At 63.3% G+C, this 6,787-nt stretch carries 6 protein-coding genes and 1 pseudogene; 3 read left to right on the forward strand and 4 right to left on the reverse strand.

Annotated elements, in window-relative coordinates; all coding sequences use genetic code 11:
• Positions 1-49 precede the first annotated feature (49 nt).
• The 3 genes from Q0L30_RS23665 to Q0L30_RS23675 form a co-directional block, all read right to left on the reverse strand.
• The gene (locus tag Q0L30_RS23665; protein WP_296662705.1) at positions 50-349 is read right to left on the reverse strand and encodes a flagellar protein FliT; all 300 of its coding nucleotides are present in this window, start codon (positions 347-349) and stop codon (positions 50-52) included.
• A 17-nt stretch (positions 350-366) separates the two neighbouring features.
• Complete coding sequence (fliD, locus tag Q0L30_RS23670) at positions 367-2,247, reverse strand: flagellar filament capping protein FliD (RefSeq protein ID WP_296662708.1); 1,881 nt, start codon at positions 2,245-2,247, stop codon at positions 367-369.
• Positions 2,248-2,448: 201 nt separating this feature from the next.
• Positions 2,449-3,942 carry a flagellin gene (locus Q0L30_RS23675; RefSeq protein WP_296662710.1) on the reverse strand — a complete coding sequence of 498 codons (1,494 nt, stop codon included), beginning with the start codon at positions 3,940-3,942 and terminating at the stop codon, positions 2,449-2,451.
• A gap of 254 nt (positions 3,943-4,196) precedes the next feature.
• On the opposite strand from Q0L30_RS23675, the gene Q0L30_RS23680 reads away from it, so the two are divergent.
• Together Q0L30_RS23680 and rpsU are read left to right on the forward strand one after the other, a co-directional pair.
• A complete protein-coding gene (locus Q0L30_RS23680) occupies positions 4,197-5,138 on the forward strand; it encodes an aldo/keto reductase (RefSeq protein ID WP_296662713.1) in 942 nt (313 codons plus the stop codon).
• A gap of 300 nt (positions 5,139-5,438) precedes the next feature.
• On the forward strand, positions 5,439-5,651 hold the full coding sequence (gene rpsU, locus Q0L30_RS23685) for a 30S ribosomal protein S21 (protein ID WP_124151438.1): 213 nt from the start codon (positions 5,439-5,441) through the stop codon (positions 5,649-5,651).
• A 158-nt stretch (positions 5,652-5,809) separates the two neighbouring features.
• On the opposite strand, the gene Q0L30_RS23690 is transcribed toward rpsU, so the two are convergent.
• Entirely contained in the window at positions 5,810-6,370 is a 561-nt protein-coding gene (locus Q0L30_RS23690) for a DNA-3-methyladenine glycosylase I (protein WP_296662718.1), read from the reverse strand.
• 240 nt (positions 6,371-6,610) lie between these two features.
• On the opposite strand from Q0L30_RS23690, the pseudogene Q0L30_RS23695 reads away from it, so the two are divergent.
• Positions 6,611-6,787, forward strand: a pseudogene (locus Q0L30_RS23695) (ATPase); the annotation flags it as partial.

The raw sequence follows: 6,787 nt of genomic DNA on the forward strand, positions 1-6,787 counted from the left end.
CGTGGCGGCGGCCGCCGCGGCGTGCCGCCGGGAGCCCGAAAGAGCAGGCTTAGAGCGAGGCTGCGCGCTGATAGGCGGCGGCGCCTGAAGCGTTGCTCATCGCCGCGCGGAACTCGGAGGAAAGCGCCGAGCGAGCCGTCTCGGCCCGCTGGTTGATGGCGACCGTCAGGGTCCGGATCCGCTCGATGGCGGCCCGGGCCTCCGGCGTTTTCGGCTCGCTCAGCGACATCAGAAGCGGATTGCGCTCGCGCGCGAGGCGCGCGGCGCAGTCCCAGTCGTCCATCTGCGCCGCGTGCTCCATCTGAAGCGTCAGATCGAGCACGCGCTTGAGCAGGTCGGGTGCGTTCATGCGATGGCCAGTCCGTCTTACGAGCTCTTGTTCAGCGTGCCCGTGTTGTTGGCGCCGCCGAACAATTGCGTCAGGTACTGCGTCTCGTTGTTGGTCGTCGACATGATGGTGTTCAGCATCGTGAACTGGTCCTGATACATCGACGTGAGCTGCGCAATGTACGTCTGCAGCTTGGTCGTCTGTGTCGTGACGCTCTTCAGATCGTTGCTCAGTGCGGTTTCGCGCAGGGAGATGGCGCCGCCCGTCTGCGTGAACGTCTTGAGCTTCGAATAGAGCTGCTGGCCGATGCCGTTCGTCGAATTGAACACCGCCGCGACTTTCGACGAATTGTTCTGCAGCGCATTGCCGAGCGTTGTCGAATTCAGTGACAGCGTGCCGTTCGAGTTCAGCGTGACGCCGAGGTCCGCGAGCGTGGCGGTCACTCCCGAGCCCTTGATGCGCCCGCCGATGATCGTGCCGAAGCTCGAGGTGATCGCGTTGATCATCGAGTCGCCGAGCATCGTGCCGGACCCGGTCGGGTTGGTCGCGTCGAACTGGGTCAGCGAGCTGATCGTGCTGACCACGGTGTTGTAGCTGGACACGAACGTGCTGATCTCATTGGCCATCGTCGTCGTGTCTTGCGCGACGGTCAGCGTCTGGTTCGTGCCCACCGCGGCCGACGAGAGGCTCAGCGTAACGCCCGACAGCGCGTTGACGGTGTTCAGCGCGCTCGTGATCTGCGTGCCGTTGATCGTGAGCTGGGCGCTTTGCGCGGCTGACGTCTGGGTCCAGCCGGCGCCGCTGAGCGCGATGATCGACGATGCTCCGACGGCCGTGCCGGTGGTCGGTGCGGCCGTCGAGGCGGGCAATGCCTTGGCGATTGCCGCGACCATCGCGTCCGTCGAGGGGTTCGCCTTGACCGTCACCGGCGAGGCGGAGCTGCCGCCCGGCTGGGTGACCACGAGGTGCTGCTGTCCGCTGCTGTCCGTGACGACGCTGGCGTTCACGTTCGCGCCAGAACCCGCCGTGTTGATTTCAGACGCGATGTTCGCCAGCGTGTCGCCTGCCTTGGGCGTGACCGAAAACGAGCTGCTGCCGACGCTGATGGTCAGGCTGGAGCCGTCGCCGCTCGCCGTCGGCGCACCGGCAATACCGGCTGACGCATAGGTGCCGCCCTGGATGGTCTGCACGCCGCCGAGCTTGGCAAGTGCGCTGGTGGGGGAGTCCGCGTTGACCGATACGTTGACCGTGTTGGCCTCGCCGGTCAGCGTCGAACTCAGCACAAGGTGCGAGCCGTCCGAGCCGGTCACGATCGAAGCCGAAATGCCCGGGTTGCTGCTCGACGAATTGATGGCCGACACGATCTGGCTCAGGCTCTGGCTGCCGGAGCCGATCTTGAGCGTCATCGACTGCGCGCCGACCGAAATCGTCATCGAGCCGGTGCCCATCGCCGCTGTGCTGGCGGTCGGAATCGCGGCCGAGGTGAGGCTCTGCGTCTGGGCGATCTGCCCGACATAGACGGAATACCCGCTGGCCGACGCACCGGAACCGGCGGTCGCGGTGATGCCGGTGCCGCTTGCGCTAGCCGTGAATGCGTTCATCAGCCCGCCGCTCTGAAGCGGCGCAAGCGCGGCCTGCAGTCCCGCCAGCGAGGCGGAGAGCTGGCCAATATTGGAGATTGCGGCGTTGTCCATCGCCGCCTCGATTTGCAGCGACGCCTGCTGGCCGGCCACCTTCGAATTGACGAGCGCGGTGACCATGGTTTGCGGATCGAGCGTAGAGTTGCCGGTCGAGCCGCTGATCAGCGATTGCCCGGCCTGTTGCAGCGCCTGCTGCGCGGCGGCCGATGCAGCCTGTGCGGCGGCCTGCGCAGACGCCACGGTTGGGGTTTGGCTCGAGTTTCCGGAAATGGTCGACACAGCATACTCCTCGTCTGGCGCCGACCGGCGTGCGGTCCGGGCCAAAAATTCGGGATCGGGTGCGCGCGAACTGGCGAATTCTGCACGCGTCCAGGGATAAAGCGAAACATAAAGCGAAACGGACAAGCGCTGGGAGAACCCGGCCGCTTGTCCGTGCTCGCCCCTGTGGACAGGGGCGAGAAGAGCTTACTGCATGCGGCCTTACTGGAGCAGCTTGAGGATCTGCTGCGGCTGCGAGTTCGCCTGGGCCAGCACCGAGATGCCGGCTTGCTGCAGAACCTGTGCCTTGCTCATGTTCGCCGATTCAGCCGCGAAGTCCGCGTCCTGGATCGTCGACTGGGCGCTCGACATGTTCGTCGAAGCAGCTTGCTGAGCCGTTGCGAGGCCCGTGAAGCGGGTCTGGACCGAGCCGAGCGTAGCGAGCTGGTTGGCGATCGTGGCCAGTGCGTTGTTGACGACTTCGAGACCGAGGTTCGCGCCTGCAACCGTGCTGACGTTGATGTTCGCCACGCTGGTCGGTGCGTTGTTCTGGTTGATCTGGCCAAGGGTCGAGACCACGCCCGACTTGTCGGCGGTTGCCGTCGTCGAGTTGCCGCCCGTCGAACCCACCTTGCCGTCGAACGTGTTTTCCACGCCCGTGGCGGAGACGAGGCTCATGTTGCTTGCGCCAGCATTGCTGAACATGCCCTGAACCGCGTTGTTCGAGATCTGGTTGCCGTTCTGATCAAGGAACAGCATGCCCTTGTTGCCGTCGGACTCGACGGTGATCGACGTGATCACGCCTGCGGTGCCCGGGGTCGTTTCGTCCTTGCCCGTCGACGGATCGATGTTGAGGCCCGAAATCGTGCCGAACACCGTACCCGTCAGAGCCGTGGCGCCAGCGGTGTTGAATGCGCCGTCGATCGACTTGATCGCATTGCTCGCCAGCAGGCCGCTCGTCGCATTCGAATTCAGTTCGATCGACGTGACACCGCCGGTCGTCACCGTCGAGAACAGCGTGCCCGACGTGCCCGATGCCAGAACCTGGTTGTTCTGGTCGGTGTAGATGAAGCCGCCTGCGCCGTTCGACATCACGTTGATCGACGTGATCGCGCCCGGGGTACCCGACGTGTTCGACGAGCCGTCCGAGTTCAGGTTCAGGTTCGTGAGCTGGCCGAGCGTGTTGCCGGACTGGACATAGCCGCCGCCGATGTTGGCAGCCGAGAGGCTTTGGCTCAGGTCGAGCGAAACGGTCTGACCGACGTTCACGCCAACTTGCACGTGCAGCACGCCAGCCGTGCCGTTCAGCAGGTTCAGGCCGTTGAACGTGGTTTGCGAAGCGATACGGTTCACTTCAGCGATTTGCTGCGAAACCGTCTTCTGGTACGACGCCATGTTGGCAGCCGTGTTATCCGGTCCCAGTGCATCGTCGGCAGCCTGGTAGATCGACTGCAGTGCGTTCTGGATCTGCATCAGCGCCGAACCGGCCGTCTGGACCATCGAAACCGCGTTGTTCGCGTTCGCAACGCCCTGGTTCAGGCCGTTGATCGACGTTTGCAGCGTGCTGGCAATAGCGATACCTGCGGGATCGTCAGCTGCGCTGTTGATGCGCTTGCCGGACGACAGGCGCGTGATCGCTTCCTTGAGCGCGCTGCCGGTGTTCGTCACGTTGTTTTGCGCAATCAGCGACGATACGTTGGTATTGATCGAGAGCATTTAATTCTCCGTTGAGGCTTTAGTCTGTGAACTTAGGCCACGTTGCAATCGGCGGAAGCACACTTCATTGCTGGCCGCCTCAGTGAAGGTTGACGGCGCAGGTAAACAAAACTTGAGGCCCGGATGCAAACATTGGTGTGACGATAGTGTTACGCACGCTCGAAGCGCCGGCGCCTGCAACCCGCCCGGAGCCGGCGTATGCTCGATATTCCGGGCCTGCCGGCGGCCCTGACACTTATGCGGAGACATCGTTCATGGAACAGCGCAGGATCGGCACTTCCACCTTGCAGGTCGCACCGCTCATGTTCGGCGGCAACGTGTTCGGCTGGACCGCCGATGAGGCAACCTCGTTTTCGATTCTCGACGCCTTCACGGACGCAGGCCTGAACTTCATCGACACCGCAGACGTCTACTCGGCCTGGGTGCCCGGCAACCGGGGCGGCGAGTCGGAGACGATCATCGGCAAATGGCTCGCCAAAAGCAGCAAGCGCGAGAAGGTGGTGATCGCAACCAAAGTGGCGAAGTCCGCGCAGCGCCCGGGCCTGTCGGCGTCCAACATCGCGGCGGCCGTGGAGGACTCGTTGCGGCGCTTGCAAACGGATTACATCGACGTCTATTTCTCGCACGAGGACGACCAGAAGGTGCCGCTCGAAGAGACCCTGGGTGCGTATCAGCGACTGATCGACACGGGCAAGGTGCGCGTGATCGGCGCGTCGAACTATAGCGGCGCGCGTATCGAGGAGGCGCTGGCCGTCGCGCACAAGAGCGGGTTGCCCGCCTATCAGATTATTCAGCCTGAATACAATTTGTACGACCGTGCGCACTACGAAGCCGACCTCGAACCGGTCGCGCTCGCGCAGCAGCTGGCGGTCGTGCCCTATTACAGCCTCGCAAGCGGCTTCCTGTCGGGCAAATACCGTTCGCGTGAAGATCTCGCCAAGAGCGTGCGCGGCTCGCGCGTCGAGAAATATCTGGACCACCGCGGCATCCGGATTCTGGCGGCGCTTGACCACATCGCCCAGCGGCACGGCGCGACGCTGGCGGCCGTGGCGCTCGCGTGGCTGATCGCGCGGCCCAGTATTACGGCGCCGATTGCGAGCGCGACCTCGCTCGAACAACTGGAAAGCCTCGCCGCGGCGGTGCGCCTGAAGCTCGATCCCGCCGATATTCAGGCGCTCAACGACGCGAGCGCATAGGTGGGCGATTTTCTAAGTGCCTGATCCAAATGGGGAAAAAGAGCGGGGCGATGCGCAATCCTGTGCGAATCCTGATTTTTCAGGTACAATCCCCGGCTCGATGGAATATTTACCCAAATTTTTTATTCGTCGCGCCTTTAGGGGGTGATTCTTGCTGCGACGAAACAGGTGGGGGAGCGCCCGTAGTATTAGTAGCTTCGGAAGTGGCTCCTCACCGGCATGAGGTGGATGCAGTCAGACGCATGAGGCCCATGCCATTCGTGCAAGACCAACCCAATTCAGTAATTTAAAGGTATAGAAATGACGACGATTCTCCTGAAAGAAAACGAGCCGTTCGAAGTTGCGATCCGCCGCTTTCGCCGTGCAATCGAAAAGAACGGCCTGATCGCCGAGCTGCGTGAGCGCCAGTCGTACGAAAAGCCGACGGCTGTTCGTAAGCGCAAGAAGGCAGCAGCAGTCAAGCGCCTGCACAAGCGCCTGCGCAGCCAGCAGCTGCCGAAGAAGCTCCACTAAGCTTTTTCGCGTTTCAAGCGTCCCGCCGACGGCGGCGCATGCTTCGTTAGAAGCTGCGCCGCCGTTTGCATTTGGGGCGGCGGTTCGTGAACGGGTTTGTTTTCCGGTTCGGGCTCGGTGTGGCCGGGGTGGTCGCGAGGGCCACTACGAGAGCACGATCAGGCGTTGCGCGCGGCGCGGCGCGGCTTGCCCTGCGCCGCGCAGTTCGCACGGCAGATGCAGTTGCGCTCGTGGTCGTTGACCATGCCCACCGCCTGCATGAACGCATAGCAGATCGTCGTGCCGACGAATTTGCAGCCGTATTTCTTGAGCGCCTTGCTGAGTGCGTCCGAGATATCGGTGGAGGCCGGCGCGTCGCGATACGAGGGCCAGTCGTTCTGGATCGGCGTGTCATCCACGAACGACCAGATGAATTTCGCAAGCGACCCGTGCTCGGCCTGAATCTGCAACACCGCCCGCGCATTGAGGATGGCTGCCTCGATCTTGGCGCGATTGCGCACGATGGACGCGTCCTGCATGAGCGTTTCGACGTGCTTCGGCGTGAAGCGCGCGACTTTCTGGATGTCGAACCGCGCGAATGCATGCCGGTATCCCTCGCGCTTGTTCAGGATCGTCGACCACGAAAGACCCGCTTGTGCACCTTCCAGCACGAGCATCTCGTATAGATGCTGGTCGTCGCGCGACGGCACGCCCCACTCGGTGTCGTGGTAGTGGGCCATCGCTTCGGTCGTCGCCCAGTTGCAGCGCTGCGCTGCTCCGGTCACGTCGCTTACGTCGGTCACGTCGATCTCTCCTCGCCGCCAGTTCGTTCAGTTCACGCCAGCATAGCGGATCGCGACTGCCGGGCCACCCTGGTCATCCGGCCAATTGTGCGAACGCCACGGACCCGTTAGTCTCTGCGGCACGGCTCATCACCCAACTGAGCCCAACAGACTCCAACAGACGCGGCACTCATCATCATGCAGACATACACCTGGCTGATCGGCGTGGACGGCGGCGGCACCGGCACGCGCGTGGTGCTTGGCGACGCGAATGGCGTGGAACTCGCGCGCGCCGCCGCGGGCCCTTCGGGCCTCGGGCTTGGCATCGCGCGCGCGTGGGAATCCATCGAGTCGGGTTGCCGTGCCGCGTTCGCC

This window comes from Paraburkholderia sp. (assembly GCF_024281035.1).
Classification (GTDB): domain Bacteria; phylum Pseudomonadota; class Gammaproteobacteria; order Burkholderiales; family Burkholderiaceae; genus Paraburkholderia.

What these genes read in the sequence shown, in the direction of transcription:
- Q0L30_RS23665 (WP_296662705.1), bottom strand. Translation starts at nt 349, where the DNA reads ATGAACGCACCCGACCTGCTCAAGCGCGTGCTCGATCTGACGCTTCAG.
- Q0L30_RS23675 (WP_296662710.1), bottom strand. Translation starts at nt 3,942, where the DNA reads ATGCTCTCGATCAATACCAACGTATCGTCGCTGATTGCGCAAAACAAC.
- Q0L30_RS23680 (WP_296662713.1), top strand. Translation starts at nt 4,197, where the DNA reads ATGGAACAGCGCAGGATCGGCACTTCCACCTTGCAGGTCGCACCGCTC.
- rpsU (WP_124151438.1), top strand. Translation starts at nt 5,439, where the DNA reads ATGACGACGATTCTCCTGAAAGAAAACGAGCCGTTCGAAGTTGCGATC.
- Q0L30_RS23690 (WP_296662718.1), bottom strand. Translation starts at nt 6,370, where the DNA reads ATGGCCCACTACCACGACACCGAGTGGGGCGTGCCGTCGCGCGACGAC.